Here is a 26,040-nt window from a genome sequence, read left to right on the forward strand (position 1 = left end):
CCTCGGCTCCATGAGGCTTAACTTCCGTGTTCGGTATGGGAACGGGTGGGTCCCTCACGATATCGTCACCGCAATGGTACTGTGCCTTTTCGTTCACAGCTTGATTATTCTATCATATGCGGCGAAATAAGTCAACCGTTTTTATGTAATTGACAAAAAAATTTTTGCAAATTATATTACGCATATTTCGGCGTTATAAACTTTGGTGTTGTAATTCTTGTTTTTGAGAACGGCGGTAACTTTGTATTTGCCGCGGTCCACCACGAAATACGGGAACTCTTCCGCTACAATTCTCGGCGACTCGCGCACCAAATACTGAATAGTTGTTCCCTCGGGCAGATTACCGCTTACGAGCACGCAGTGCGGGTCGCCGTCGTAAGCGAAAGTTGCGTTTTCGAAAATAACGCCCTTGAAATCGGCTCTTTTAATGTTTATCATTGTTTTGAGCGTGAGCGTTCTGTAACCCTCGCCCGAAAGCGTTGCTTCGGCAACATAAATATATGCGTCTACGCCCACGTTATTGAAATACGAAACCGTAACGCCTTCGGGCAACTCGCCCGCTATTTCGGCTACGTGTTCTTTCCCGTCGTATTCCGCGGTTACGGAAGGAAATTCTATGCCCGTTATTTCCTTTAATACGGAATTATCGGGAGGAATTTCGCCGTCGGAATTTACGGGCGGGTCGTCGGGATTATTCGGCTCGAGATTGTCGGGGTTGGGAGTTTCGGGATTTTCTACGTCCGTACTCGGCATTTTAACATGCGTAAGTTCGCAAGCTGAAAAACTTGCAACGGCAAAAATAATAAATACGAACGTAAAAACAAAAACCCTGAACTTCTTCATTTATCTTGCTCCTTTCGTTTTATATACGCTTTATTGTTTCGTCGTCTTTTTTTGACCTATTCTCTCTCCGCACTTAACAACGGTTTCGTTGCCGTCCTGCGTGTTTGCGAAAAATTCTTCGTCAAGCTCGAGTTTATCTTTCTCTATAAGCAACACAATCGTAGAACCGCCGAACTCGAACTTTCCTTTCTCCTCTCCTCGGGAAAAACTCCCCTTTCCGTGATTGTTGGAAATTCTTCCCACCATCATTGCGCCCACCTCTACCTGCGTTACGTCACCGAAATTTTCGGTGTGCATAACCGTGTATTCTCGGCAGTTCTCCGCAAAAACTTTGCGGGCGTCGAGCGCGACGGGCTGAACCGTATGGAGTCTGCCCTTAATAAATACGTTATCTTCCTTTTCGCAATTGTCTAAATAAAAATATCTGTGATAATCGGTTACGGCAAGGCGGAACACTATACACAGTCCGCCCTCGTATTTTGCCGCAAGCTCGGCACTACGCAACAGCGTTTGGGTGTTGTAAACGTAGCCTTTTATTTCGAACGTGGAGTGCGGAGTTATGCGGTATGCGCTCACTTTGGAATCGCACGGGGATATAAACGAGTGGGGGTTCATATCGAAGGGGCGAAGCTCGGGCTTAATCCTGCGGGTGAAAAACGCGTTGAAACTCTTGTAATCCTCTTCTATATACTCCGACATATCTATGCCGTTCTTTTTTACGTACTTTTTAATGCGGTGCTTGCTAAGCCTGCCGTCCATGTATTTGCCGACGAGTTTGGAAACAAACCTGCCGCTGAGTATTCTCAGTAGCGGCAATCCCCATTTGCTCCTATACATAAAGCGCAGACTTTTGGGCGGAGTCCCCTCTTTGTGTATCTCTCTCATAACAAACCTACTTTTTGAAAATGGGTATATCGCTCGGGTGAGGCGGCTTTAACTGGTGGAACACAAGCCCCTTTACGGTAAGGAGAACGGCGAGCAGAACCGCAACAATGGTTATGGCAACGAGTATGCCGCGCGGCTTGAGTTTGGGAACGCGGAAACGGAGCACGAACAGCACCGCAATGAGCAAAAGCGCAAACGCCATAATGAGTCCCGACACGAAATACAGCTTTTCGCTGTGCCAAAAGAAGCTCGCCACCATCCAAAATATGGGGTACGCTATGGCAACCGCCGTTACGGGGAGTCCTTCGTATTCTTTTCGCACTCCCCCCCCAAGCTGTTCGCTGTTTCGGCGCATCTCCTCGGTTACGTTGAAATAGGCAAGACGAATGAGTGCGCACAGTATGAATATAACGAATACGGGTATGTAGTACCATCTGTCCATGCCCATGCCGTAGCCTATCATGGCGGGCGCGACTCCGAACGCTATCAAATCCGAAAGCGAGTCTATTTGCTCGCCGAACATACACTCTTCCGCGGTGCGGTTTTTGCGGGTGCGGGCAACAGTTCCGTCAAACGCGTCGCACACGCCCGACACAAGCAAACAAATCACGGCAATCCAAGTGTGCTGAACAGCGGAAAAGCACATGCCTACAATCGCGGCAATAACCGAAATATAAGTGAGCACTACTCCGTAATGCCAATATCCTATTATTTTTCCTTGCTTTTTCATAGGCTTCTCATCTTATTTTGCGTATTTTCTCGTTTTTATTTCGTTGTTTCGTCATTTTCCGACAAGATTTGCTCTTTTTGCTCGGGTTCACTCTGCTCTTTTTGTTGTGCGGGCTTGTCCTCGAGCTCGGGCAAGGGCTGTTCGCTCGCAAGAGTATCGCCCGCTTGCTCGGGATTTGCAATCTCCGCTTGCTCGGCAGACAATTCGGTTTGTTCTGCCGGCAACTCGTTTTGCTCGGCGATATCCGCGGCGAGCCGCAACCGTTTTCTGCGCATGAGCATGCCGTGATAGGTAAGCGTGATAACGCCGCTCAACGCCATGCTTATATAGTAAGATATAACGCGCGTAATCATCATGGCTACCAAAATAAACGCTTTGTCGTATCGCAAGATAAAAATATGCAAATACAAAAACTCGAACGCGCCCACGCCGCCGGGAAGCGGGATAAAGTTGTATCCGAGCGTAACGTACGCCTGCATTACGAGTATTTCCAAAAACGGCACGTCGTTGCGCCCCGCCATGCACACAAAGCATGTAACGAGCATTTGGGAAGCGCGTTGAATTATATTGAACAGGAGCACAATCGCAAAGAGAGCGCGATGCTCTCTCAACGCCGACAGGCAACCTTTGTACTTGTCTATTACGCCCTGCAATCTGCCGCGCCATTTCTCCGCCTTTTTGATTATGCGGATTTTATGCAACAGCGTAATTATTCCGCTTCCGCACTTGTAAATAAAGCCGGGGCAAAACATGCACATTATGCAAAACGCAAGCAACAAACTTTGGAATACGAGTCCCGCGAGCACCAAAAATTTCACGAACGCGCCGAACCCCACGAACATTACGGGATTTATTATAAACGCCGCAAGTCCGAGCACTATTATAGCTCCCGTATAAGCTATGAGATTGAACACGAGAGCGAAAGTCGCCGAACCGCCGGGCATGCCGTCTTGCACCATGTAATACGCAGAAGCGGGTTGCCCGCCAGCCGCGCTGGGCGTAATGGCGGAATAGTACACGTCGGACGCCGAATACACCACCGAAGAACGGAATTTGCACTTATGCCCCAAGGTGCGGCATATAACGTGCAAGCTGAGAGCTTCGAACAAAATATAGGCGAGCATACAGCCGAAAGCCACAGCCAAAAACCAAGGATTGCTCGAAACGAGAAAGTCGGCAATGCTCTTAAAATCGAGTTCTCGGTTGCTCAGGCAAAGTATTACGAGCGTGATACCCACAAGCAATACGAGAAAAGCAATATTGAGTAACTGCTTTTTTACGCTTTTGGATATTTTTTTGCCCATTGAAAACTCCTTTACTAATTATTATACCCCTCGCCGCACATCTTTGTCAAGTACTATACGCTTGCTTTTCGCCTCTGCGAAATATAACGCGCAATAAAAAAGACGGCGCGTTGTCGCTCCGCCTTTTCGCGTTGTTTTTTCAGCCTTTCACGCTCCCCATGGTTACGCCTTCTATAAGACTTTTTTGGAACAGGAAGAAGAGCAGTACGCACGGCAACATCATCAACAGCCCTACCGCCATCTGCACGTTGGGGAACTGCCATTGCCAAAATTCGGGGTCTAAGCTCTTCATGTATATGCCGAGCGACAGCGTATAGTAGCTCTCCCTACCCGACATCTGCAAATACATCAAAGGACCCATTAGGTCGTTCCAACAGCCGAGAAAGGTTATAACCATTACGTAAGTTACTATGGGCATGCACATGGGAAGCACTATGCGCCAATATATAGTGAACTTGTTCGCGCCGTCTATCTTAGCCGCTTCGCACACGGAGTTGGGAACGCCTTTCATGTACTGCCGCACCAAAAATATGTTGGTTGCGCCGCCGCCGAAAAAGGCGGGCACGATGAGCGGCAACCAACTGCCTATCCAGCCCCAATTATAGTACTGCGAAAACAGTTGCAACTGCATGCACACCGCGGGTAGCATGAGCGTGGCTATAACTATGCCGAACACAACGCTCTGCCCCTTGAACTTTACTTTGCTGAACCCGTAGGCGCAAAGCGTAGAGCTTACGGCAGTGCCCGCTATGGTAAGCCCCGCAACTATAAGAGTGTTTATAACAAGTTGCACAATGCCGCCGTCTACCGCGTTTACAAAGCCGCTTACGCCCCACTCCACGGGAAAGAACCTCGGAGCGAACACAAAGTCGTCGGCGGTAAAGGCGCGCAACACCATTACGAACACGGGGAACAAAAACAGTGCCGCAACAACGGAAGTTACTATATATTTCGCGGTCAAAGTCACGCGCTTTTTTGCGGAAGCCGTCATGCTACACGTCCTCCTCGTAGTAAACCCACTTGTTGAACTTAAACGTAATTCCCGCTATAACCGCTATGATTACGAAAAGTATCCAACTCATTGCGCTGCCCATTCCGAGGTTGCCCATTTCCACTATTTTGGAATACACCTGCCCCACGTAAAAGTCGAGCGCGTCTGCGTTGAGATGCGTTCGCACCACTATCGCCGAAGCATACGTTTGCAACGAATTTACCACCGATAATACGAGGTTGTAAAATATCATGGGCGTGCACATGGGGATTATTATGCGGAAAAGCACGGTACGGTATTTCGCGCCCTCTATCTCCGCCGCCTCGAACATTGCGTTCGGTATGGCTTTAATCTGCGCTATCCACAGCACCATATTGCCGCCGAGCGTGAACAACCCCATCAACACGAACGACAGCATTGCCGTGTCCTCGCTGTTGAAAAACGCGTACTTGCCCACGCCTATCGTTTCGAGTATCTGATTTATATGACCGTAACTCTGCGTTAGGTCGTTCCACAAATATCCGCTTATAATCATGGGAATAAGCACGGGCAGATATATGAGAGTGCGAAACACGCGCACCCCCTTAAACTCGCGAGCGAGCGGCAACGCGAGCATAAAGCCGAGCACCATATATAGCGGAATCGTAACGAGCGAGTAAAGCACGGTTACTTTGAGCGCGTGCCCCGCTTTAGCCCACTCGGTAGTGAATACGGCAACGTAGTTGTCAAGCCCCACGAAAGCCTGCGGCGACGACGAAACCATAGTGTTGTATTCGGTGAAAGAGTAGTAAAGGCTGGAAACCATGGGCATCAAGGTAAACAGTATAATTCCGAGCACGCACGGCACAACGAACAAAAAGCTCGTTAAGTTGTCCGCAACCTTGAACTTGCGGCGTTCTTTTGCGTTGAGAGCCATTTTTACGCGTTCGCTCCCGCAAGTTTGTAGTTTTTCATGCGCCCGAACACCTCGTTCGCCTTAGCAGCGAAATCGGTTTCGAAATTGCCGCCGCCGTACTGTATGCAATACGTAACGAGCGAAACAAGTTCCTTATCCACCGAAATGTTGTACGCGGGCGCAAACAGTTTGGAGTCGTTAAGCCCCACTATATCGCCGCCGAAATCGGTGAAAGCCGTGTGATTGCGAGTCACCGAGCCTGTGTTTCCGTACGTAGTCCACACGCCGCTGTTTTTAAGTTGCGATATGGCGGGCACCAAAAGTCCCGATTCGCTGAGCGCGTTTTGTCCCGCTTCGCTCACGATAAACTTTAATAGCTCCCAACAGTATTCGCTTATCTTCTTGCCCTTAAACTCCTTTTCCGCCGCGCGTTTGGTTATGGCATAGCCGCCGCACCCCACGCCCGACACCTCGAACGGCGAAGGCAAAAAGTCGTAATCCACCGAGGCGGGAATATTCGCAACCTCGGGACGAACGGCAAGCCACATGCCCGCCATCTTCTTATTGAACAGGCTGGAATTGGTGTCGGACGGGTCTACCAAACCGCTCTCGTAAAAAGTTTGATAAAATCTCTTATACGCGCTCACCGACTCCGCGCTCCTGTACGCGCATATGGCTTCCATGTCGCTCGCCGAGGTATCGAACATTTCGCCGCCGAAAGATTTAAGTATGCCCGTAAAGTTAGACATTTTCACCGCGTCGAGCTCGAGCGGGAAAGCGGAACGCAAAAATCCTATGCGCACGTCTTCGTCGGTTTCGGTAGATGTGGCGTACGCGCTCTTGAGCGCGTTGCACGTTTGCAAAAACTTTTCGTAGTTCCAATTTGCCTTTAACTCTTCGTAGTCTATTCCCGCCCTCGACAAGTGCGACTTATTCACAAAAATAATGGGAATATTGTAGTCGCGCGGCATGAACCAGTAGCCGTCGTCGTCAAAAGAGTGATGAGTCGATTCGAGCAAAACGGGATAAATGCCGCTCGTTGCGAAATCGAACGTATCGTCGGCTTCGTCGAAATCTTTCAGGTTCAAAAAGTGCCCCGCGCCCGAATATCCCGCGTGTTGGTCGCCCGCCGTCCATACTATATCCGCCCAGTTATCGTTGCGAACATAGTTGGTCATTGCCGTTTCGTAGCTCGTGTACACGTTTATGCGCACGTCCACGTCAGAGTGCGTTTCCTCAAACGCCTTTTCGAGCCGCTCGAACGATTTCTTTTCCGAGCTGAGCATGGCAACGGTGATAACCGCTTTGTCGCCGTTTCCCGCGCCGCCGCCCGAGCCTGCGGGCAAAAGTCCGCAACCCGAGAGAGCGAACGCGCAAAATATCGCCGCCGCCACACAGCACGCAAAATTCGTAAGTCTTTTGCAAAGTTTCATATCTACTCCTTATTTTACGGTAAGTTTGCAAGCCTTAAACGGCACTTTGGCGGTAACCGTTCCCGAGTCTTTATCATACGCGGTTTCTTGCTCCGTTCCGTTCATGTATATTTTGGAATTCGCGCCGCCCGCAAGCGTTACCGAAACGTAAAGCCCGTCGGTGTCGCCGCGCACGTAGTCTATCTGCGCCGAGTTTTTCATTACGGTAAGGTCGTACCTAACGCCGCGATACAAAAGATTTTCCATCTTCCACCAGTCGAGATTTGCGGGTACTTTAGGCTCGATAGAAAGCGCGTTGTTCTCGCTTCCCGATATCCCGAAAAATCCGTAAGGCACGGTTGCGTAAAGCATAGACGACTCGAGGAACTCGCAATCGAGTCCGAGCGTGCCGGCTTCGCCGTTGCCCTGTAGATTTGCCTTTTGGTCGTAATATGCGCGGTAAAAATTCACTCCGTCGTAGCCGCCGTCGGGCATGGCCTCGTGCGCCGCCTTTGCCGCCTCCCGCACTTTTTCGTACCACGCCTGTATCTCTTTGAGCCGCGCGAACGCGTCGTCCGCCCCGCGGGTATCTATGCGCGACATAATATCGTAGTAGCTCACGTACATAGTCGCGCCGCCGTCTTGAAGCTGTTCGGCATACATTGCGCTTTCGCCCGTAGTCCAATCCCAATAGTAATGTTTGTGATTTTTTACCGTGGAGGTGCGGGGCGCAAACTCGTAGTCGTATATACCAAGCGTGCCCTCCGAGTCAACGTATCCGTCGGCTTGCACCGCACTGCCCTTTTTACCCGTAGCGTAGCTTTGCTCGTCGTCTTGCGGGTAATCTCCGTCGGTTACTTTATCCGCCTCTACTATGCGGTCGCCGTTAACCCAATCGAGTATTTTCTTTGCCTGCTCGGCGGTGGCAACGCCCGTTTCTATCGCCTCGAGATTATACATAACGTATCCGTAGTCCACCGCGTCGCCGTCGGAGTCGAAGCCCTCTATAAACCGCCCCTTGCTCTCGTCCCAAAATCCCGTTTCGGCGGCGGTATTTACGGGCTCTTGAATTTTTTTGCGGATTTTTTCAAGCAGTTCTTCGAGCGCGGTTACCGTCATTTGTTCGTTATACGACACGTAGCCGCTTGCCGTCTTGTTCCAAACCTCGGGCATATCCTGCGTTATGCCGAGCGTTTGCGCCATGCGCTCTATATACAGCATAGACTGTATGGCGCGGTAGAAGAAAAGATTTGCGTACAAACTCACCGTGGGCGTGGAAAGCATATCCCAGTAGCCGTTGCCTATGCTCGTGCCTATTCCGCTCTTAGAGCCCTCGTGCCCCACGAACCCGCCGCGGTCTATAAGTCCGCTCTCGCCGTTGCAGTATCCTATAAGGAACTGCGCCGCACTGCGGAAACGCGAAAGATTTCTTTCGAGAGCAGCGGAGTCGCCGCTGAACTCGAGATACTTTTGAGCCGCCGAAAGAAATATGCCTATGTTGTTTGTTTGTCGAGTGTCGAACTGTGCGCGAACGAAATTGAGCTTAAAGTTGCCTTTGCGCGCTTTGCCCGTATCTTTGGTTTTCACTACGAGCTTAAATTGCTTTATTGTGCCGCTTTTGCCCCAGTCTTCGTTGAGATACATGGGGAAATATATATGGCGGTTGAAACTCGGCGTTATGTTCATATCGCCCGTGGTGCAAAACTCGCCGTAGCTTACCGAGTGCGCGTTATCCCAGCTTTCGCCCTCGCGGATAAACCGCACCTCCAAATCTTCTATAAAGCTGTTTTCCCTGTCGGTAGTGCCGGTATCGGTAAAGCGGATATCGAACTCGAGGAAAGGCGCGCGGGCGCAATTTATATTCGCGTTTTCGGGCGAAACAAACACAATCTCGCTTATGTTATCGCTCTGCACTACGAGTTTGCCGTCGCCCGAAGCGTTGGTTTCCACGCTCGCGGCATAGTCCGCGCCGTTGAGCGTAACGGTCCATCCGCCCGTCTGCCCGTTTGCGAACTCCCAGCCCTTCGCTCCCGCGTTGCCCACCGTGGAGTATGCGGGGAACGGCCAACCCTGATGAAAGTACACGTTGCCGTCGGTATCGTTTTCCTGCACGGCGTGATAAGCGTTCCACACATAGCCGAAACGGTCCACGGGCACGCCGTCTATATAGTTCTTTATCATGTTTTGACGGCTTATGCCGAACGCGCTTTCGGTGGAATCGAAAAACATAAGGCTGTACGCTTCCCACTCTTTGCCGAACGTAACCGCCGAGCCGAGGTCGCGGCTGTCTATGCGCTTGGAGTCGTAACGCGCGTGGCGGTGGAAATAGTCGTTTAGAAAGTTGTCCAAGCCCTCGTCCGACGAGCTGAATTTGAGTATATTGTTTTCGGACTCTCGCACGTATTCGTAATCTTTGCCGCTTGCGCCGTTATTGCCGCCGTTGTTGCCGTTATCGCATGCGGCGAACGAAAACATGCAGGCTATGGCGAGTATTACCGATAATATCTTTTTCATGTTACGCTTTCCTCCTCTTTGCGAGTACCGCAACCGCGGCAATCAAACTCATTGCAATCATTACGCCGCCCGCAAACGCGCTCGCGCCGCTCGCAAAGCCGCCGCACCCCTCTTCCTCTTTTTGCTCCGCATCCGAGTCGGTCTTTTGAGAGCACACAACTGTGAAAGCATACGTTTCGGTCTTGTCGCCCGCCGTAGCCGTAATCGTAACAGCGTTGTCGCCCGCTTTCATATCGGTTATGCCGCTCACCTCGAAGGGAATTTCGCCCTCTGCGAATATAACCGTGAACAGCTCTTTTTTCATTTCGAACACGCCCGCGGGAAGGGTAAGCGTGCCGCCCTCGGTTATCTTTTCGCCGTTGTAAAATACCTTTTGGAAAGTTACGGTATCAACTACTATATCCTGTTTTTCTTTTACGAACGTTGCGCCCTCTTCGCCCGAATAGGTAAACGTAACGTCCTCTTTTATTTCCTGCAAAGAGGGCGTGTGAAAGCCCGCCTTAAAGGTTATGGAAATTTGAGCGTTCACGCCCGGATTGAGCGGTTGCGGTTGGTCTTGCACCGTACTGCCCGCGCTTTGGCGCATAGCCGACCACAAAATTTGCATGGTGTTGAGTCCCGTTTGCTGAAAGTAGTGTATCTGCAAAACGCCTTGCGTAAAGTTCGACGGGTTTTCGTCTGTGTTTTGCCAGCCGCGCACCGTTTTTGTCACGCCGTTAACGGTTATTTGAATTTTATCGAGCACGGAATCGAACACGCCGTAAAAGTTGAGCTTTTCAATTTCTTCTTCGGTGAGTTTGTTGGGATTGCCCGCGCGTATCCAGTCTACGCCCGCGTTAACGTGGTGATAAGGCTTGTCCGCCACGTTTTGCGAAAACTGTATTTCGTAACGCACTTTGCCGCCCTCTACCGACTCGGGATTTGCTATGCCGAGCACGTCAACCGCTTCCCACTCGGTTATTTCGGGGAAGGTGTACTGCATAGTCCAGTTCGCACCCGAGTTCACAAACGAAACGTCGCTTTCGTATCCGAACGGCGCGTTGCGCGGAAGCTCTATCGTTTTAAGCACGGTAACTATGTTGCCCTTTTCCGAAATCGCCTCGCCGCTACGCTTGAGTCCGCCCTCGCTCTCGGGTATCGCCTCGGGCATCCAAAAAGTTATTTTGTTTCTCGTCTCGAAATTCACGCTGAAATTGAGTTCGTTGGCTTTGGCGTAATCGTATATTTCGCCGAAAGTTTTGCCGTTGAGCATAAACCCGTTGCGCACCCATTCTTCGGTTGCCACGTCGGCGTTGTTCGCAACATCGCGCGGGCGAATATTTTCGCTGAACTCTATGCTTATACCGCGCCTGCCGGCCGACGGATGAAAGTTGCTCATGGAGAAAGTAACGGGCGTGGTTATATCCTCTTCGGGCAATTCGGGCGGTATCTCTATGCCGTCGCGCTCGAACGCTTTGGAAGCGAGTTTATAGGTAAAACCGATATCCTCGGCTATGGTTTTGCCCGTCATGGCGGTAAAGCCCTGCTTGAATATTATTTTGAACTCTTTGCCTATTTCGCCGTTGTTCCACCCGAGCAGGTCTTGCGTGATTTCCTTATTCATAACGAATATCAAAGTATCCGCTTGAATATTGGCAAGCACGTCGAACTTTTCGTATTTTTCCGAACCCGTCGCGCTCAGTCCGTCTGCTATAGAACCCAATGTGCGCTCGTTCGTTCCGTCGGCGTTTGCTATAACTATTTTATCGCGCACCTGCGAATTGAGCCGTTGCATTACGGCTTGCGCAGGTTCTTTCGGGGTTGTTGCTCCTGTATTTGTATTCCAACTTGTGGCAAACCAATTAAGTTCGCTCTCGGGTGCGGTAAGCCCCCAATACCAATTTCTATCCGTAACAAACCGTGGGGTTATTTGGGAGTCGTACCAAGATTTTTCGCCGAAATACGCATTGAAAAACACGCCTTCGCCACCCCAAAATACGTCGTTTGTTATTGCCTTTTCGTAGTTGGGAGCGGACAAAGCCGCAACCGTTACGTTATTGGTAGGGTCGGGCGCGTTCTCGTCGGCAACGTCGCTCCACGCTTCGTTTTCGAACTTTTTGGTTACAGACTTGTTGAGCACAGTGCCGTCCATAGCCGTATACCCTTCTCGTATTGTCAACGTTAACGGTCTTTTAAGAGTTTTGGTAGTTTCGTCGCAACCGAGTAATGAAGAAATAAACGGCGTTTCGGTTTGTATTCCGTAAAAAATAAGATTATTCTCATTTTTATTAACACGAATATCAACTATATTTTGCCATACCTGCGTATATACTCCGCCTATACCGGTTAATCCCGAACCCTTTGGATTTATGTTTCCTTTATGAGCCACTGCCGAAAGCATAATGTCGCGCACGCTTACTCCGTTAATATAAACGTATTTGCCTATAACGTCGTTAAGATGTCTTCGCACATATTGCGTAGTTCCGACTGTATCGGCATTGCCTCCTTTAGTAAGGCTTACGCCGCAAGAAGCACTAAACCAATCATCAGCCCAGCACATAGCTGGGTTATCGTACTCATCAAGCCCGCCAACTCCCACATAATTATAGTTGTTGTCGAACATTTCCACGGACTTATCGAACCCGACTGTAAAACTTATCTTACTGCCCTCATACGTTACGCCCGAGCATGCGGAAATTTTTATTTCCTTTTCGTTTTCCGCATTCGCGGCTAAGGAATTAAAGCTCCCCCCCCCGAAAAACGCAACTGCGCTCAGCGCAAGACAACATGAGAGTATCACGGTTGCGATAATTCCCAACTTAATCGTTGTCTTTTCGGTCTTCATAATTATCCTCCTTACTTATCGTAGCTTTGTACACGTGCACTTATTCGCGCAATATGTACGCGCGTACACATATCGTATATAATATACCACAATATGCGCGGCTTGTCAATACCCTTTAAGAAAATTTTTGCTATGTTTTTCAAAACTTTTTCAAAAAAATGTGCGCACCGCGTTACTCGGAGATATTCTTTACGCTCTCCCGCACCTTTAAGTGCGTGCTTATTTCGGTTACTTCGCTTGTTTTGCCCAAAATGTAGTCTATATAGGCAAATCCCTCGGCGCGCTTGTCCACGCTTATGGTGGTGAGCGCGGGATTGAAATACTCGGTAAATTCCAAATCGTCGCACCCTATAAACGAAACGTCGTTCGGAACGGAGTAGCCGCGGTCGAAGAAGGCTTTCGTTGCTCCGAGAGCCATCATATCGGTAAGGCAAATCACCGCGTCTGTTTTTTTGCCGGAGTCTATAAGCTCTCCGGCAAGCGCGTATCCTACGTCGTAGGCTTTAGACATGGGATAATCCGCCGAAAGCACAGCCGTATCTTCCGAAAATCCGAACCGCGAACGGTTGTCTATAAAATATTTTACGCGGGCGTCTTTGTAGGTGAGCCACTCCTCGAGTCCGCTTATAAACGCCACGTTTTTGTGCCCGTTGTCGCGAAGATAGCTCATTGCCTCTTCCATGCCGCTACGGTAGTTTATCATCACCATCGAACTGTCGGCGGTGCAGTTAATGAGCTTAGTGCCCGCCTCGGTAAAAATATCGTAGCACGAAAAATCGCAAGTGAACATTGCGAGGTTCACTATTCCGCACACCCTGTTTGCGGCGAGGTCGGCGAGCACATGGCGGACGTCTCTGTTCTTAATGGCAAACACCGCAACCACGTAGTTCTCCGCGCTCGCACGCTCCACCATGGCGTCTACGAGAGCCATATAGTACGGGTTTATGAGGTCCTCCACCAAAACGGCTATGAGATTGCTTTTGTTTCTCGCAAGGTTGCCCGCGAGTTTGTTGGGTATATAGTTGAGTTCCTCTATGGCTTTGCGCACCTTGCGCTCGGTTTCGCTCGAAATGTAGCCCACTCCGTTTATAACTCGCGATACCGTGGCGGTAGACACGCCCGCATATTCGGCAACCTCTTTCTTAGTTACCATTGCCGCCCTCGAACTCGGCGTATATGGCTCTTATTGCCTTTTGGTAGTCCGCGTTTTCTACGCCGATAATAATATTCAACTCGCTCGAGCCTTGGTCTATCATGCGAATGTTTACGTTCGCGGCGGCGAGTGCGCCGAAAACCCGCGCCGAAGTACCCGTTTTGCGGTTCATGCCGTGCCCCACCACCGCTATAAGCGCAATGCCCTCGTAAAACTCGATACTGCTCGGCGAAAGTTCCTCTTTTATTTCGCGCAGTACCGCGCTTATTTCCTCTTTGCGCTGTGCCGCCGCGTCTATAACAACAGTCATGGTGTCTATGCCGCTCGGAAGATGTTCGAGCAAGATATTGTGCCGCTCGAGTATTTTGAGCAGACGGCGGGCAAACCCGAGCTCGGAGTTCATAAGGCTCTTTTCAACGTACACCGCGGCAAAATCGGTCTTGCCCGCTATGCCCGTGATGGTGCGGTCGGTGCGTTTGTACTCGCCGCGCATAAACTTTTTGGTGGGCACTATCATTGTGCCGGGCGCGGAAGGATTGAAAGTGTTTCGTATGTTTATGGGAATATCCGCTTTGCGCACGGGAAATATGCTTTCGGGGTGCAACACGTTCGCGCCCATATAGCTCAACTCGCGCAACTCTTTATACGTGAGCATTTCTATTATTTGCGGATTTTTTTGTATTCTCGGGTCTACCGTCATAAACCCGTCAACGTCCGTCCAATTCTCGTACACCTCGGCGTTTACGCCGCGAGCGATTATCGCGCCCGTTACGTCGGAGCCGCCGCGCGAAAAAGTCTTAATTCTGCCGTTGGGCATTTTGCCGTAAAATCCGGGCACAACCACGCGCTCATTGCCCAAAACTCTTTCCGCAACCAAACAGTTGGTTGTTTCGCTGTCGAAATTGCCTTCCATATCGAAGCGTATCACGTCGCCCGCGTCTACAAATCTCGCGCCGAGCAACTTTGCCGTAACTATGCCCGAGAGAAATTCGCCGCGGCTCGAAGCGTAGTCCTTGCCCGCGCCGCCGTTTATTTGGTCTCGTATCACGTTGAACTCGGGAGTGAGGTCGAGTTCGAGCCCCAACCCCTCTATTATATCGCCGAAACGGCTTATCACTTTGGCAAGTGCGGCGTCGCAAACGCCAGAGCGGTCGCGTTCGTCTATGCACTCGTAAAGCAGGTCGGTAACTTTCACGTCCGAACTTTCGCGTTTGCCGGGCGCGGACACCACTATATAGCGCGCGCTCGGGTCGGAATTTATAATATGCGCCACTTTGCGTATAGACGCCGCGTTTGCCATGCTCGTACCGCCGAATTTCAGCACTTTCATAGATTGTTCTCCTTGTTGTGGGTTTTCTTTCTCATGCAGGGGATTGCTTCGCTACGCAATAATACGGGAATGCCGCATGAGATTGCCGCGTCGGGCTACGCCCTCCTCGCAATGACACGGTGTAACCCCGCCGCTCACTTACCTATGCGCCGAGCCTCGAGGTAGTATCTCTTTTCTTCCGCGTGCCCCATGGAAAAAGTCTTTTTGGGCAAAACGCCGTTGCGCAATATGTACTCCGTAAAGCCCGATTTGTCTATGGGCGGCAACGGTATAGCCGCGCAGTCGGGTTTGTCGCCGAGTTTATTCAGCGCATTCTCGCCGTGTATGTAATCTATTGCGCAACCCGTTTTCTCCGCGTACTTTGCCGCAAAGTCTTGCACAAACGCCACGGCACTTATAGGCTCTGCGGGCAAGGCGTATTCGTATTCCCTGCCGCCGCCGCGCATTACCGCGGGCAAAGGAAAGCCCGCCGAAAGTTCTTTCAACTCTTTCGCCACGCTCTCGGGATTTACGCCGAAAAGAGCGCGGTGTATCGGCTCGAACTCTATGCCGCTATCGTACAAATTCACTATCTCGCACAGCGCGTAACGCTTAAGTTCGGCGGTTTCGTCGTTTTCGGCTTTGGCTTTTTCGTAGCACTTTTTAGCCGCGGCGAGCGAATGGTTGCCGTCGCCCACCAAAAGCAAGAGGTCTTCTCCGCAACGCGCTTCGGTATCTTCTTTAAGCGCGGCAAAGGCGTTTATAACCGCTTGCGAGTCGGCAACCTCTTTGCCCGTTATGTGCCCGCCGCCCGCGTTCAACTCGAAATCGTACAGCGTTTTACCCTCGTGCCCGCACACCGCCGAAAACAAAATGTTTTTCGGGTCGTCGGCAAGCAGCATTACGTGCGGCAGTTCGAGCGGGCATCGCTCGCGTATTTTCACGCGCGGCGGAAGCCGTTCTTCCACGGTGCCTTCGGTGGCGCGTATAAGAGCTTTGTTGCCCGCCGCGTATTCGTAGTCGGTTAGGTCTATGGCGCAAACAAGTCCGCGGCGCACCTTGCCCGAAGCAAATTTTCTGCTAACCGAAACAAACGAGTTCACCTCGTAAAAAAGTTCGGAAGAAAGGTACTCGCGCATAGTTTTTTCAATGCCCGCGCTGCGCTCGGCTTCGTCGCAACAGCCGAGATAGCACTCGGGCAAAATCATGTTGAGAGTGCTCGGAGCGTTTCCCGTATATTCGTACAATTTGTCCCAGTAGGCTTTGTCGGATGTGAACTGGTCGCACGCCACAACCGACCATTTGCGCATATCCGCGTTTGCGGGTAATAAAACGCGCGGCACACACACCGTGCTTTGCCGCGCCGCAACATTATTACGTTTTGTATCGTTACTCATGCAAGACCCACCGCAAGCGCCCACATTGCCGCGCTTATCACCAAAGCGGAAAATTTAGCCAAGAAATTATGAACGAAAACCGCTTTGAAAAAACGCCCTACGGGATTGCCGTTCTTTGCGTTATCTTCCTTGTGTCCGTTTAAGTTTTCCATTCCGTTCTCCTATTTGTCGGTTTTGCGAACGCGCTTTATTTTCTTTGCGCCCGCGCCCGCTATGGCTTTCAATCCGTAAAACTCTTTCAGCTCGTCGGTGAGCATTTCGGAGTCGTAATATCTCTTTATTTCGCCCCTGCGAGCCACGGATATTACGCCCGTTTCTTCGGATACTATGATTGTGAGCACGTTGTTGGTTTCCGTTACGCCTATAGCCGCGCGGTGACGGGTGCCCAGCTCTTTGTCTACCTCCAAACTCTGCGTAAGGGGCAAAAAGCAACCCGCCGCCATTATGCGGTTGCCGCGCACGAGCACCGCCCCGTCGTGAAGCGGAGCTTTGGTGTTGAATATAGACTCCAAAAGCCCGCCCGACACTACGGCGTCGAGCTTTGTGCCGCTCTCTTTTATGTGCACGGGTATGTGCTCGGGAGTAATCACTATAAGCGCGCCCACGTCCTTTTTAGCCATGTTAAGCGACGCCCGCACTATCTCCGAAATTGCGGCGTTCAGTTCCTCGTCGCTGCAATCGTATTCGGTGGTGAACGCCTGTTGCATATCGCGTGGCGAAGATATCTTCCAAAAGCCGCGGCGCGTTTCCTGCGGGAACAAAGCCGCTATACCTATAATAACTATCAAGAACGAGTATGTGAACGTGCGCGACAGTAACGGTAGGTCGAGCGTTTTGCTTGTGAGCACCACCGAAAGGAGCAAGAACAACACCACGTATTTGTAAAGTTTTACGGCGTCGTTCTTTTTGAGAAATACGAAAACGGCATAAAGCAAAAACGCGAACAGCACAACGTCCGCCGCGGATTGCACCGGACGGTTGAGGATTTGATATTTTAAGTTTTCGACGAATTTTTCCACAGCTACGCCTCTGCATACGGTTAAAACATAGTCTACAATTAAATTATACACTTTATTTTCAAAATTATCAATATTTTTTCGGTGTTTTTTTACACCTTTCTTGTGAAAAAGTAAAAATTTTCGGAAAAGTGCTTGATTTAATACCGAAAGTGATATATAATAAAGAGTATAAGCGTACAGGTGAGAAGTATGGCAAAAAAGGCAACGAAGAAAAAATTAAAAGAACTTCAGAACGCAGCGGCGGAAAGAGCAGCGGCCGCAGGCGGCGCTTCCGCGCAATCTTCGCAAGCCGACGCGCAAAAAGGCAAGAAAAAGAAAAAAGGCGCGAAACAAAAAATCAGCGATATTCAGCTCGACCGCAGCAAAATGACCGCCGACCAAATGACTCAGGCGCAAATCGAAGAAGCCATAAAAGAGAGTCAAGACCCGTCGTCGCGGCTTAAAAAACTCCGCAGTCCCCTTTCGGTAAAAGGTTGCCTTCTGAATATTTTAATACTCGTAGTGCTCACCGTGGCAATAGTGATACTTTGCTGTTACTTACTGCTCGATAAAGAAACTTTCAATCTCTGGGTGGTTATAAAGGACTTGTTCGACAAGTTCGGCATAACCAAAGCCTGGAACACCGTTGTAGGGTGGTTCAAAAATCTTTTCTCTTAAACTCGGCTTAAAAACAAAACCCCGTCGCAAAGCGCACTTCCCATAGGGAATTAAAAAACTAGATTTTTAAGAGTTGTATTTTCAAGCGATGACAAACGCTCTCGAACGAAATGTTCGAGAGCGTTTTACTACAAACTATTTAGAAAGATAAATTGAAATTTATTTGTGTTTTAGAGCGTGCAATTTTATGTTTTCGACAAATCCGATATTCCTTTTTAGAATTTGAACATTAAAAGGTTTTCCGTGCCCCGAAAAAATTTTGGTAGGCTGTAATGTAATAATCTTTTGCCACGACTGCAAAAATGCTACCTTATCTTCCGCCCAAATCGTTATGTTGTGTTTGCTTGGAAATCCGTTCATTGCCGCATCACCGCAAAACAGATAGCCATTATTCAAAAGCAACGAAATAGAATCAGAAGTATGTCCTGCTGTTTCTACGATTTTGCCGTTTAGCTCTTGTTCCAAATAAGCCCTATTGTCATTTGATATAATGATTAGCCTACTTTCATATTCGGCTTGTATAGGCGGAAATTTGTGTTGTCCCATCCCGAACAACTTCATCACATTGCAAAATGCAAGTGCAAGTTTACTTGTACAACCGCCGACAAAAGAGTTTTGCCCTTTGCGTAAAGTGTCAATCCCTTTATCGCTCATAATGACTTTCACTTCTTGATTATCGAACAAAAGCTGATTTATAAATCCGGCGTGGTCGTCGTGTGCGTGTGTCATAAAGCAATATTTAATTTGATTGATTTTAATATTATTTGCTTTCAGTTTCTTTTTGAAATTCCTATAACTATTTTCATAGCCTGTATCTATAATGACATATCCGTTATCAATTCGGTCCCCCCAACAGTTTACAATTCTATTTCCGAAGTTCAAAACATCGGATTTTATTGTTTCATTATATTCGCTATCAATCATAGTATCCTTACGCTAAATTACTGTTTATCGTTCAGCTATTATATCACGAAAAATGAAAATGCGCAACCGATTGATTGAATTTTGCGGGAAATATAAAACATATCTATATCTCACTAGGCTACGAGTAGCCTAGTTCGTCCACAAAAAAAAGTACAGAAAAGGCATAGCCTAACGCTATGCCTAAATCTTTATTATTTGCGTCTTATTAAATTCCCTATGGGAATTACGGTAATCCGCGGCGGGTTTTCTTTTATGATTTTGCGAGAGCGGTCAGTCTTCCTCTTCGTATATGCCCACAACCTTTATGCTCTCGCCGTCTACGCGCACAACGCGCACCATGCACCCTTTTTCTATGAACTCGTCGCCCGATACGAAAAAGTTCACGTCGTCGAGCGACATGTGACCCGTGCCGTTTATATCGGTGGTTGCCACTCCCTCGCGCCCGAGCAGATAAGAGTAACCGTCGTCTTGCATGGAGCGGCGCAACTTGAGCGCGAGCGAATGCGACAGCCACGCTTTTTTGTGGACCGCAAGCATAATCATGTGCACGCCGATAAGCACCGTAACGCAAAACGACACCATGTAAAACAGCATGATGAAATTTCCGCCGCCGAGCATGCGCACCACTATGCCGAGAGCTATGAGCGCAACGCCGCAATACGTGGGATACTTATACGCCGGTTGAAAAAATTCCACCACTATAAGCATAAGCCCGAGCATAACCGAAATAAAGGTAACCGCGCTCATGCCGCCGAACAGGTCTTGCAGATTTTTGTATAACGCGCCGCTTATCATTTCAAGCCTTTCGCAAACTCGTAGCCCGCTTTAAGGCAGCTAAGGTTTGCTTCCACAAACTGCGGCTTGCGCTTGAACACCTCGCGCACCGCTTCTTCCGCGGATTTGTAGGAAAGCGAGGCTTGCGACAAAACCGCGCCGAGCATAACTATGTTCTGCCCCTTTTGATTATTGCCGCACAGTTCGTGCACGGGCACAACGCAAACGTTGCCGCCCGCAAGATACTCTTCTTTTGCCGACGACGCGGCGAACACCCTGCCGCCCTCGGCGAGCTTGGGCAAAAACCGCGCCAAACTCGGCTCGTTGAACGCAACCAAAATATCGGGGCGGCTTATCACCGGCGAAGCCACTTCCGACTCGGAAATAACCACGCTGCAATTTGCCGTACCGCCGCGCATTTCAGGTCCGTAAGAGGGCAAAAACGAGGTGTTGAGATTTTCTTTCATTGCGGCGTAAGAGAGCATAAGCCCCAGACTTATCACGCCCTGCCCGCCGAAGCCGCTTACTATAATGCGCTTCATTTTGCTTCCTCCTCATTCAGTCCCACGTCTTTATACACGCCGAGCGGATACGCCTTTACGCCCGTAGTTTTTACGTATTCGAGCGCGGCAATAGGAGTCATATGGAAATTCGTGGGGCACGTGGAAAGTATTTCTATAAGAGAAAATCCGCGCTTTTGCTTTTGCATCTTAAAGCCGCGCACAAGCGCGTCGCGCGTTGCCCGCACGTTTTTAACGTCGTGCACCGACGTGCGAGCTATATAAGCGGGTCCGGTAAGCGTGGAAAGCATTTCGCATATTTTTATGGGATTGCCGTGCTCGAGCGGATTTCTGCCGAACTGCGAAGTCGTGGTTTTCTGCCCCTCCAAAGTGGTGGGCGCCATCTGCCCGCCCGTCATGCCGTAAATGCCGTTGTTGATGAATATTACGGTCATGTTTTCGCCGCGGGTTGCCGCGTGCACGATTTCCGCCATGCCTATGCTCGCAAGGTCTCCGTCGCCCTGATAAACAAACACCGTGCTGTCGGGTCGGGCGCGTTTAACGCCCGTAGCCACGCTCGGCGCTCTGCCGTGTGCCGCTTGGAACATATCGCACTTAAAGTAGTTGTATGCAAACACCGCGCAACCCACGGGCGCTATGCCTATTACGTTATCGAATTCCCCTATCTCGCCGAGAGCTTCGGCTATAAGGCGGTGCACTATGCCGTGCGTACACCCCGGGCAGTAGTGCATGGGGGTATCGGTAAGCAGAGCGGGTTTAGAAAAAACTATTTTATCCATGATTTACTCAACCTCCCCGATTTCACGTAGTCCGCAATCTCCTCGGGACTCATTACGTTGCCGCCCACTCTCGCGAATATTCCCACCTCGGGGCGGTTCTTGCTGTCGTAAAGTCCCAGCTTTACGTCCTCTATGAGCTGTCCGCAACTCAGCTCTACCGATATGAACTTTCGGGCTTTGCCGTCGGCAAGTTTCTTTATTTCTTCATACGGGAACGGATACACCGTTACGGGACGGAACAGTCCCGCCTTTACGCCGCTTTCGCGCAACATATCAACAGCCGCCTTGCATATACGCGCCACTATGCCGTAAGCCACGAGCACCACCTCGGCGTCGTCGGTGCGATAGCTTTCGCTCATCACGTCGACTTTCGCCATTTCTTCGTATCTGCGCGTGAGCATGGCGTTGTGTTCTTCGAGCGCGTCGGGACTCATATATATGGAGTTTATCACCCTTTGCGTGCCGCCGTTGTTGCCGCTCGCCGCCCACGGTTTGGGCTCGAGCGAAGATAGGTCTACCGCCTCGGGAATTTCGGCGGGCTCCATCATCTGCCCGAGCATGCCGTCGCCGAGTATCATTACCGGCGTGCGGTAATAGTCTGCGCGGAAAAACGCTTTATATGTGAGGTCTACCGCCTCTTGCACCGACGAGGGCGCGTACACGAGCATGTGGTAGTCGCCGTGTCCGCCTCCTTTGGTGGCTTGGAAATAGTCGCTTTGGCTTGGCTGTATGCCGCCGAGTCCGGGACCCGCCCGCATCATATTTACGATTACGCAGGGCACTTGCGCACCCGCAATGTAGCTTATGCCCTCTTGCTTAAGGCTTATGCCGGGGCTTGACGAACTCGTCATGGAGCGCACTCCCGCGCCCGCCGCACCGTATACCATGTTTATAGCCGACACCTCTGACTCCGCCTGCACGAAACTGCCGCCCACCTCTTTGAGCCGCCACGACATGTATTCGGGCACTTCGTTTTGCGGCGTTATGGGATATCCGAAAAAGCAACGGCAACCCGCCGCAATCGCGGCTTCGGCTACGGCTTCGTTTCCTTTCATGAGCTTTTTCATTTTGTCTCCGAAACCTCCTTTCTTACGGTAATTACCGTGTCGGGACACATTGTGGCGCAAAACGCGCAACTTATGCACTCCCGCTCGTTTACGCACTCCGCAACGGCGTAACCCATTGCGTTTACGCGCTCGCTTATTGCAAGTATTTTTTTAGGACATGCGGCTACGCACAGTCCGCACCCCTTGCACAGTTTATCGTTGAAAACGACTTTTTTCACTCGCCTATACCTCCTGCGATTTTGTCATATTTTTCTCATGTTTGGGATTGCCGCGTCGGGCTTCGCCCTCCTCGCAATGACGGGTTGAGTTGCACTGTCATTGCGAGCGAGCCATGACGTTTTGTTGCACTGTCATTGCGAGCGGCGTAGCCGCGCGGCAATCCCCCGCATGGAACATATTTCCTCTCGGCTGAGATTGCTTCGGCATTACACGCCTCGCAATGACGTTATGTTGCGTTTCTCATGTATTCGAATATGTACTGTTGAGCGTAGCCCGCGTTTTTGCCGTAACGCTCCGAGTAGTATTTGTTTACCTTTTCGGGCGTGTCGAGTTCCGCTATGGCGTTCGCCTTGAATATCCACGTATCAACGGGATAACTGTCGGTCATCTTGTAAGCAAAGAGCAGTATACACTCCGCCACTTTGGGACCCACTCCGCAAAGTTTGCACAGCTCTTTTTTGGCTTCGTCGTGCGCCATGTTGCCTATGGAGTCCAAATATTCGTTTGTGAGCACGGGAACGGTTTTATACAAATATTCGCTCCTAAATCCGCATCCGAGCGCACGGTAATCTTGGGGCGTGAGCGTAAGCATTTGCTCGCGCGTGGGAAACGCCGAACGCGCCGCCCCGCCGCCGAACCTCGAACACAGCCGTTCCACAATGCCCTGAATGCGCTTTATGTTGTTGTTCGCCGAGATTATGAAACTTACCGCCGTTTCGAACCTGTCCTGCCTTAGTATTCGCAAGCCGCCGCTCACAGTGAGCGCGTTGTGCAATTCGTCGAACCGAGAAAGCTCTTTCACGATTGCCGAGTAGTCGGTGCTCAAGTCGAAATATTCGGCGAAATATTCGGGGCTGTCCGTTTCTATTACCGCGAAATCGCCCTCGTAACGGAGTTTGCAACTCTTGTTGCCGCTCATCACCGTATACGACCCGTCGGCTTCGGGAAAGTAGCGAAACAGCTGTCCGCAACAGAGCGTGCGGGCTATATCCAGCTCGCCGCGACTGCACAAAATTCCTCTTTCGTTTATTTCCATGTTTCTATTTTACAACAAAAGGGCTGCGACACGCAACCCTTTTTGCTCTTTTACGTTACAATATTTCAGGCAGGATATACGCTTACCTGTTTCTTGTTATTCTTCTTCTCGAATTTCACTTTGCCGTCCGAAAGGGCGAACAACGTGTCGTCGCTACCGATGCCCACGTTTACGCCGGGATGCACCGCAGTGCCGCGCTGACGAACGAGGATATTGCCCGCGAGCACGAACTGACCGTCGCTGCGCTTAACTCCGAGTCTTTGCGCCGCGCTGTCGCGCCCGTTTTTGGACGAGCCCATTCCTTTCTTGTGCGCGAAAAGCTGAATATTTATAAACATTTTCACTTAACCTCCAATTCTATAAAGTCCGAATAGCCTTCGTATAGGTCGGCTACTCCCATAAGCATCGTTTCGAGTATTACGTCGGCGTCGTGCCGCTCGCGCTCGCTCGCGCTCTCGGGAACGGTAAACGAAAGATAGCCGTCTTTGTCGTTGCGCTTGAGATTTACGTTCAATCCCGCAACTCCCATTAAGCCGAGCACCGCCGTTTGCACTATACTGCTCAGAGCCGCGCAAACAACGTCTTCGCCCTCCACCCCGTAACCGGTGTGCCCGTCGCACTCCACCGAAACGATTTTTCCGTTCTTTTTGCCTATGCGTATTACGGTCACGGCTTACGCTATCTTTACAATCTTAACGCGGGTATAACCCTGTCTGTGTCCGTTCTTCTTGCGCTCGTTTTTCTTGGGCTTGTATTTGAACACAACCACTTTCTTTGCGCGCACGAACGATACGATTTCGGCGGTAGCAACGGCTTTAATGTCCGCTCCGGCAACCACTGCTCCGTTGTCGCAAGTCATGAGCACGGGGAATTCCACCTTGTCGCCCACGTTGCCCGCAAGTTTCTCAACGTCCAACACGTCGCCTTCCGACACGCGGTACTGCTTACCTCCGGTCAAAATCACAGCATACATTGTTTTTCGGTACCTCCTCAAGTTAGTATCCGTTGTAGCAAGGCAGGAACAAAAAGTTTCCGTTTGCAAGCCTTCTCCAAACGACTCCACGAATAATGATATCACAACCGCCGCTTTGCAGTCAAGCAAAACGGCGGCATATTGCAAATTATATTTTAGATTGCAAATTATTTTTCTAACGACGGGCGCAACTCGCTCTGCGCAACAATACCGCGGCTAATGCGAGCAGTAACACCGCGCCCACTGCGGCATAATCTTGCCCCGCGAAACTTCCGCACCCTTTGCCGTCGTCGTTCTCGGCGGGAACTTCGGGCGTGGGCGTAGGCTGAGGCGGCTCTTCGGGAACGGCGGTGTACACCACCCGCAAAGTAATATCGTGCGTTACGGTAAGTTCGGTTTCGGTAATCTCGGTTTCGCCGCTGAAAATTTTGTACGTGTAGTCGAGCACCGAATAATCGCCGAGCGTGAGTTTTTCGCCGATATGCACCGTAACTTTTTCGGGCAAACCGTCGGGACGAAGTTCGAGGTCGCCCTCTATCTCGAAAGTAACAGTGTATTCGCGCGGCGAAGCCTCGAACTTGGCTCGCAAGCTGATATCCTGCGTTACGGGCGTAGCGAAATCGAACTTTGTTTCGCCGTTGAACCAACCTATAAACTCAAATGTTTGCGCCGCCGTTGCCTGCTTTACGGGCGTTTTATTCGGCTCGGTTGCCACGGCGTTGTATGAAAGAGCCAACGTAGCAAACGCTTCGTCCGCATACGCGTTGCCCTCGTCGTCGAGGAAATGCACGCGGTATTTGCGTTCGCTCGCAGTAAACTTTGCGGTTAAAGTCAAATCCGCCGCCGGCATTACGTTTTGTTCGAAATCCCATTTCGTTTCGCCGTTATACCACCCGTCGAACTCGTATTCGTACTCGTTCGTAGGCTCTTTAGTCGGATTTGCGGGCTTAGTAAGTTTTGCGCCGTTTGCCACTCTCTCGCTTTTAATCTCGGTTTCGCCGTCCTCGCCGTAATACGTAACCGCATACTCTCTCGCACTCTCGGTAAATTGCGCGGTATATACGGTATGGTCTTTGGTTGCCGATATGGCTTTATCCCAACCTATAAAAGTATAATCGGTAGTTGCGGTAGACTCTTTTGTTACGTTTGCGGGCGCGGTAGGTTGCAATCCGTCCACAACGGTTTGAGTTTCCAAAACCTCGCCGTCGCACATAAAAGTAACGTCGTGTTTGCGCGTCCATGCCCCGTTACTCGCATATCCGTAAACTATATCTTTGCCGAGAGTAACGGTTTTGCCCTCCGCCTGCAAAGTAAAACCTTTCTTAAATCGCACCTCGAACGTACCGTGCGCTTTCCACTCTTTTAAGATATAAATATTTATATCGTGATTGGCAAGATACACGCAAACGGGATTGTAAATCTTTCCCGCTTTCATAGGAAACTCAATCCCCATCAAATCGCTTGTGCCGATTATCTCTTTTAGCGGTTTCCCGTCGATAAGTATGTAATCTTCCAAATAATTGTTTTTCTCGCCTTGATTATCGTTCAAATATCCCGAACCGAAAATCGCATTGCTCGTTAAGCCGTCCACAATAGTATCTTGCCCTATCGTTATAATTATCTGCGTTGTATCCGCACTCCACTTATCTTCGAAATCAACCATCCTCACATACGGCGCGATATCGATACTTTCTTCGCCCTCGGCTCTCGCAACCGTATACTCGTTTGCGCAAAGAGCCGCAACCGGCGCGAGCAACAGGCTTAATATAAGTCCTGCCGCCGCAAAAATCGGTTTGTTTTTCGTTCTCATAATT

The 26,040-nt window shown here is 50.2% G+C and carries 26 protein-coding genes and 1 rRNA gene; 1 reads left to right on the forward strand and 26 read right to left on the reverse strand.

Going from position 1 to position 26,040, the window contains the following annotated elements; translation table 11 throughout:
- The 15 genes from rrf to NFR55_RS04660 form a co-directional block, all read right to left on the reverse strand.
- Positions 1-73 (reverse strand): 5S ribosomal RNA (gene rrf / locus NFR55_RS04590); the annotation flags it as partial.
- A 98-nt stretch (positions 74-171) separates the two neighbouring features.
- Entirely contained in the window at positions 172-753 is a 582-nt protein-coding gene (locus NFR55_RS04595; RefSeq protein WP_251546776.1) for a hypothetical protein, read from the reverse strand.
- Between the two features lie 120 nt (positions 754-873).
- Entirely contained in the window at positions 874-1,728 is an 855-nt protein-coding gene (locus NFR55_RS04600; RefSeq protein ID WP_251546778.1) for a phosphatidylserine decarboxylase, read from the reverse strand.
- Between the two features lie 7 nt (positions 1,729-1,735).
- Positions 1,736-2,458, reverse strand: a complete 723-nt coding sequence (locus NFR55_RS04605) for a CDP-alcohol phosphatidyltransferase family protein (protein ID WP_251546780.1) — start codon at positions 2,456-2,458, stop codon at positions 1,736-1,738.
- A gap of 35 nt (positions 2,459-2,493) precedes the next feature.
- Positions 2,494-3,762: a lysylphosphatidylglycerol synthase transmembrane domain-containing protein gene (locus NFR55_RS04610; protein WP_251546782.1), complete on the reverse strand. Its 1,269-nt coding sequence runs from the start codon at positions 3,760-3,762 to the stop codon at positions 2,494-2,496.
- A 139-nt stretch (positions 3,763-3,901) separates the two neighbouring features.
- Positions 3,902-4,753 carry a carbohydrate ABC transporter permease gene (locus tag NFR55_RS04615; protein ID WP_251546784.1) on the reverse strand — a complete coding sequence of 284 codons (852 nt, stop codon included), beginning with the start codon at positions 4,751-4,753 and terminating at the stop codon, positions 3,902-3,904.
- Position 4,754: 1 nt separating this feature from the next.
- On the reverse strand, positions 4,755-5,669 hold the full coding sequence (locus NFR55_RS04620) for a carbohydrate ABC transporter permease (RefSeq protein WP_251546786.1): 915 nt from the start codon (positions 5,667-5,669) through the stop codon (positions 4,755-4,757).
- A gap of 2 nt (positions 5,670-5,671) precedes the next feature.
- Positions 5,672-7,081, reverse strand: a complete 1,410-nt coding sequence (locus NFR55_RS04625; RefSeq protein WP_251546788.1) for an ABC transporter substrate-binding protein — start codon at positions 7,079-7,081, stop codon at positions 5,672-5,674.
- A gap of 9 nt (positions 7,082-7,090) precedes the next feature.
- Complete coding sequence (locus tag NFR55_RS04630; RefSeq protein WP_251546790.1) at positions 7,091-9,574, reverse strand: glucosidase family protein; 2,484 nt, start codon at positions 9,572-9,574, stop codon at positions 7,091-7,093.
- Position 9,575: 1 nt separating this feature from the next.
- Positions 9,576-12,398 (reverse strand): hypothetical protein, encoded by a 2,823-nt coding sequence (locus NFR55_RS04635; RefSeq protein ID WP_251546791.1) that lies wholly within the window; start codon positions 12,396-12,398, stop codon positions 9,576-9,578.
- Positions 12,399-12,570: 172 nt separating this feature from the next.
- The gene (locus tag NFR55_RS04640) at positions 12,571-13,551 is read right to left on the reverse strand and encodes a LacI family DNA-binding transcriptional regulator (protein WP_251546793.1); all 981 of its coding nucleotides are present in this window, start codon (positions 13,549-13,551) and stop codon (positions 12,571-12,573) included.
- The gene (locus NFR55_RS04645) at positions 13,541-14,881 is read right to left on the reverse strand and encodes an aspartate kinase (RefSeq protein WP_251546795.1); all 1,341 of its coding nucleotides are present in this window, start codon (positions 14,879-14,881) and stop codon (positions 13,541-13,543) included. Before NFR55_RS04645 ends, NFR55_RS04640 begins: the two co-directional genes overlap by 11 nt.
- Before the next feature lie 134 nt (positions 14,882-15,015).
- Complete coding sequence (locus tag NFR55_RS04650) at positions 15,016-16,257, reverse strand: DUF1015 domain-containing protein (protein ID WP_251546797.1); 1,242 nt, start codon at positions 16,255-16,257, stop codon at positions 15,016-15,018.
- Positions 16,254-16,409: a hypothetical protein gene (locus NFR55_RS04655; protein ID WP_251546798.1), complete on the reverse strand. Its 156-nt coding sequence runs from the start codon at positions 16,407-16,409 to the stop codon at positions 16,254-16,256. The genes NFR55_RS04650 and NFR55_RS04655 overlap by 4 nt, the downstream gene beginning before the upstream one ends.
- Before the next feature lie 9 nt (positions 16,410-16,418).
- On the reverse strand, positions 16,419-17,276 hold the full coding sequence (locus tag NFR55_RS04660; protein WP_251546800.1) for a diadenylate cyclase: 858 nt from the start codon (positions 17,274-17,276) through the stop codon (positions 16,419-16,421).
- Between the two features lie 189 nt (positions 17,277-17,465).
- Here NFR55_RS04660 and NFR55_RS04665 point away from each other — a divergent pair, with 189 nt between their 5' ends.
- Positions 17,466-17,933: a hypothetical protein gene (locus NFR55_RS04665; protein ID WP_251546802.1), complete on the forward strand. Its 468-nt coding sequence runs from the start codon at positions 17,466-17,468 to the stop codon at positions 17,931-17,933.
- A 159-nt stretch (positions 17,934-18,092) separates the two neighbouring features.
- Here the strand turns inward: NFR55_RS04665 and NFR55_RS04670 are convergent, their stop codons facing one another.
- The 11 genes from NFR55_RS04670 to NFR55_RS04720 all read right to left on the reverse strand — a co-directional run bounded on the left by NFR55_RS04670 (position 18,093) and on the right by NFR55_RS04720 (position 26,036).
- The gene (locus tag NFR55_RS04670) at positions 18,093-18,857 is read right to left on the reverse strand and encodes an MBL fold metallo-hydrolase (RefSeq protein ID WP_251546804.1); all 765 of its coding nucleotides are present in this window, start codon (positions 18,855-18,857) and stop codon (positions 18,093-18,095) included.
- 270 nt (positions 18,858-19,127) lie between these two features.
- A complete protein-coding gene (locus tag NFR55_RS04675) occupies positions 19,128-19,652 on the reverse strand; it encodes an NfeD family protein (RefSeq protein ID WP_251546806.1) in 525 nt (174 codons plus the stop codon).
- A complete protein-coding gene (locus NFR55_RS04680; protein WP_251546807.1) occupies positions 19,649-20,173 on the reverse strand; it encodes a 2-oxoacid:acceptor oxidoreductase family protein in 525 nt (174 codons plus the stop codon). The genes NFR55_RS04675 and NFR55_RS04680 overlap by 4 nt, the downstream gene beginning before the upstream one ends.
- Positions 20,170-20,931: a thiamine pyrophosphate-dependent enzyme gene (locus NFR55_RS04685; protein ID WP_251546808.1), complete on the reverse strand. Its 762-nt coding sequence runs from the start codon at positions 20,929-20,931 to the stop codon at positions 20,170-20,172. The genes NFR55_RS04680 and NFR55_RS04685 overlap by 4 nt, the downstream gene beginning before the upstream one ends.
- Positions 20,919-21,998 (reverse strand): 3-methyl-2-oxobutanoate dehydrogenase subunit VorB, encoded by a 1,080-nt coding sequence (gene vorB / locus NFR55_RS04690; protein ID WP_251546809.1) that lies wholly within the window; start codon positions 21,996-21,998, stop codon positions 20,919-20,921. Before vorB ends, NFR55_RS04685 begins: the two co-directional genes overlap by 13 nt.
- The gene (locus NFR55_RS04695; protein WP_251546810.1) at positions 21,995-22,216 is read right to left on the reverse strand and encodes a 4Fe-4S dicluster domain-containing protein; all 222 of its coding nucleotides are present in this window, start codon (positions 22,214-22,216) and stop codon (positions 21,995-21,997) included. Before NFR55_RS04695 ends, vorB begins: the two co-directional genes overlap by 4 nt.
- A gap of 227 nt (positions 22,217-22,443) precedes the next feature.
- Positions 22,444-23,253, reverse strand: coding sequence for a DNA-3-methyladenine glycosylase family protein (locus NFR55_RS04700; RefSeq protein WP_251546811.1), 810 nt, complete (start codon positions 23,251-23,253; stop codon positions 22,444-22,446).
- Between the two features lie 65 nt (positions 23,254-23,318).
- The gene (rpmA, locus tag NFR55_RS04705) at positions 23,319-23,591 is read right to left on the reverse strand and encodes a 50S ribosomal protein L27 (protein WP_251546965.1); all 273 of its coding nucleotides are present in this window, start codon (positions 23,589-23,591) and stop codon (positions 23,319-23,321) included.
- Between the two features lie 2 nt (positions 23,592-23,593).
- Entirely contained in the window at positions 23,594-23,923 is a 330-nt protein-coding gene (locus NFR55_RS04710; RefSeq protein ID WP_251546812.1) for a ribosomal-processing cysteine protease Prp, read from the reverse strand.
- 3 nt (positions 23,924-23,926) lie between these two features.
- The gene (rplU, locus tag NFR55_RS04715) at positions 23,927-24,226 is read right to left on the reverse strand and encodes a 50S ribosomal protein L21 (RefSeq protein ID WP_251546813.1); all 300 of its coding nucleotides are present in this window, start codon (positions 24,224-24,226) and stop codon (positions 23,927-23,929) included.
- Positions 24,227-24,401: 175 nt separating this feature from the next.
- Entirely contained in the window at positions 24,402-26,036 is a 1,635-nt protein-coding gene (locus tag NFR55_RS04720; RefSeq protein ID WP_251546815.1) for an InlB B-repeat-containing protein, read from the reverse strand.
- Positions 26,037-26,040: the final 4 nt, after the last annotated feature.

The sequence above is a fragment of the Pumilibacter intestinalis genome (genome assembly GCF_943193005.1).
Lineage (GTDB): Bacteria > Bacillota > Clostridia > Christensenellales > Pumilibacteraceae > Pumilibacter > Pumilibacter intestinalis.

Coding starts and splice junctions, on each gene's coding strand:
- NFR55_RS04650 (WP_251546797.1), bottom strand. CDS start 16,257: ATGAGTAACGATACAAAACGTAATAATGTTGCGGCGCGGCAAAGCACG.
- NFR55_RS04645 (WP_251546795.1), bottom strand. CDS start 14,881: ATGAAAGTGCTGAAATTCGGCGGTACGAGCATGGCAAACGCGGCGTCT.
- NFR55_RS04625 (WP_251546788.1), bottom strand. CDS start 7,081: ATGAAACTTTGCAAAAGACTTACGAATTTTGCGTGCTGTGTGGCGGCG.
- NFR55_RS04605 (WP_251546780.1), bottom strand. CDS start 2,458: ATGAAAAAGCAAGGAAAAATAATAGGATATTGGCATTACGGAGTAGTG.
- NFR55_RS04675 (WP_251546806.1), bottom strand. CDS start 19,652: ATGATAAGCGGCGCGTTATACAAAAATCTGCAAGACCTGTTCGGCGGC.
- rpmA (WP_251546965.1), bottom strand. CDS start 23,591: ATGTTTATAAATATTCAGCTTTTCGCGCACAAGAAAGGAATGGGCTCG.
- NFR55_RS04630 (WP_251546790.1), bottom strand. CDS start 9,574: ATGAAAAAGATATTATCGGTAATACTCGCCATAGCCTGCATGTTTTCG.
- NFR55_RS04655 (WP_251546798.1), bottom strand. CDS start 16,409: ATGGAAAACTTAAACGGACACAAGGAAGATAACGCAAAGAACGGCAAT.
- NFR55_RS04600 (WP_251546778.1), bottom strand. CDS start 1,728: ATGAGAGAGATACACAAAGAGGGGACTCCGCCCAAAAGTCTGCGCTTT.
- NFR55_RS04670 (WP_251546804.1), bottom strand. CDS start 18,857: ATGATTGATAGCGAATATAATGAAACAATAAAATCCGATGTTTTGAAC.
- NFR55_RS04640 (WP_251546793.1), bottom strand. CDS start 13,551: ATGGTAACTAAGAAAGAGGTTGCCGAATATGCGGGCGTGTCTACCGCC.
- NFR55_RS04615 (WP_251546784.1), bottom strand. CDS start 4,753: ATGACGGCTTCCGCAAAAAAGCGCGTGACTTTGACCGCGAAATATATA.
- NFR55_RS04595 (WP_251546776.1), bottom strand. CDS start 753: ATGCCGAGTACGGACGTAGAAAATCCCGAAACTCCCAACCCCGACAAT.
- NFR55_RS04620 (WP_251546786.1), bottom strand. CDS start 5,669: ATGGCTCTCAACGCAAAAGAACGCCGCAAGTTCAAGGTTGCGGACAAC.
- NFR55_RS04685 (WP_251546808.1), bottom strand. CDS start 20,931: ATGGATAAAATAGTTTTTTCTAAACCCGCTCTGCTTACCGATACCCCC.
- NFR55_RS04610 (WP_251546782.1), bottom strand. CDS start 3,762: ATGGGCAAAAAAATATCCAAAAGCGTAAAAAAGCAGTTACTCAATATT.
- vorB (WP_251546809.1), bottom strand. CDS start 21,998: ATGAAAAAGCTCATGAAAGGAAACGAAGCCGTAGCCGAAGCCGCGATT.
- rplU (WP_251546813.1), bottom strand. CDS start 24,226: ATGTATGCTGTGATTTTGACCGGAGGTAAGCAGTACCGCGTGTCGGAA.
- NFR55_RS04720 (WP_251546815.1), bottom strand. CDS start 26,036: ATGAGAACGAAAAACAAACCGATTTTTGCGGCGGCAGGACTTATATTA.
- NFR55_RS04700 (WP_251546811.1), bottom strand. CDS start 23,253: ATGGAAATAAACGAAAGAGGAATTTTGTGCAGTCGCGGCGAGCTGGAT.
- NFR55_RS04635 (WP_251546791.1), bottom strand. CDS start 12,398: ATGAAGACCGAAAAGACAACGATTAAGTTGGGAATTATCGCAACCGTG.
- NFR55_RS04680 (WP_251546807.1), bottom strand. CDS start 20,173: ATGAAGCGCATTATAGTAAGCGGCTTCGGCGGGCAGGGCGTGATAAGT.
- NFR55_RS04665 (WP_251546802.1), top strand. CDS start 17,466: ATGGCAAAAAAGGCAACGAAGAAAAAATTAAAAGAACTTCAGAACGCA.